The sequence below is a fragment of the Haliea sp. E1-2-M8 genome (assembly GCF_030649675.1).
Classification (GTDB): domain Bacteria; phylum Pseudomonadota; class Gammaproteobacteria; order Pseudomonadales; family Halieaceae; genus Haliea.
In genome coordinates this window covers 1-858 of sequence record NZ_JAUTDR010000082.1, presented here as the reverse complement: position 1 = coordinate 858, position 858 = coordinate 1, and the positions used below count along the sequence as shown (strand labels likewise).

The following is an 858-nucleotide window of genomic DNA, read 5'->3' as shown; positions in this document are numbered from 1 at the left end:
CTTGCCATTGGTCAACTCCACGCCCTCTGTATTATACCTATTGGTGGGGCAACAATGTTGACACAGAGGGCCATCGTCTGGGCAAAGCGTGCCGGATCGTCGCTGACGAGACTGCGCCGAAAATCCACCTGCAGGTAGCCCACCTCCGCAGTCAGCATCTTCCGGCTGTGCTGAATCCCCTCTTGCGGCCACCAGAAGACCATGCCGAGCCATTCCAACGCGATGGAAAATACCAGAGCGAACAGCAACCAGTTCAGGGCCTGGCTCAGCCGACCGAACAGCCTTGTCAGGCTGCCCTGCTGGACCTCGCGCGCGGGGTGGGCGCCAGCGCGCTCAGCCATGGTTCTGACTGGCGTGGCGGGTTGGGCTGTCCGTATCAGCGACCGGGTGCCACCAACGCTCAGCGGTGCGGTACCAGTGCTCATTGGTCACATAGCGGCGTTGCATGTCCTCCGCGCCATGGCTGCCAGGCTAGCGGGCAGGACGGCATCCGCGCGATTATCCGGTAATGGCATGCGCAGTTTCCACAGACGACCACCCTCCCGCAGCGCGAAGGCCTGGCCCTTGGGCAGGCGTACCAGATCGGCAGGCGTGAGCATCGGGACCTCCGACACACTGATGCGGTCTTCGTTACGCGATTTAAAATCCACGCCGGAGGCCGGATCGGCAGAATCGTCGACGCCCGACACGCTCATCAGCGTGTTCACTTCGACCCGTGGCAGCTGATCAGTCAGCATCTCCGCCGTGGCCAGTTCCTTCACCCTTAGCATGATCAGGGTATTGAAGTGTAAGCGCTCAGCAAACCACGGGGTGGTTGCCGGTCAATGCGGAGCCGTCAGAGACGGTCGTCATACCCAT

The 858-nt window shown here is 61.7% G+C and carries 2 protein-coding genes; both read right to left on the bottom strand.

Going from position 1 to position 858, the window contains the following annotated elements; all coding sequences use genetic code 11:
• Positions 1-11 precede the first annotated feature (11 nt).
• Positions 12-341, bottom strand: coding sequence for a DUF4400 domain-containing protein (locus tag Q6D67_RS21635; protein ID WP_304707919.1), 330 nt, complete (start codon positions 339-341; stop codon positions 12-14).
• Positions 342-428: 87 nt separating this feature from the next.
• Positions 429-761 (bottom strand): hypothetical protein, encoded by a 333-nt coding sequence (locus Q6D67_RS21630; RefSeq protein ID WP_304707918.1) that lies wholly within the window; start codon positions 759-761, stop codon positions 429-431.
• Positions 762-858: the final 97 nt, after the last annotated feature.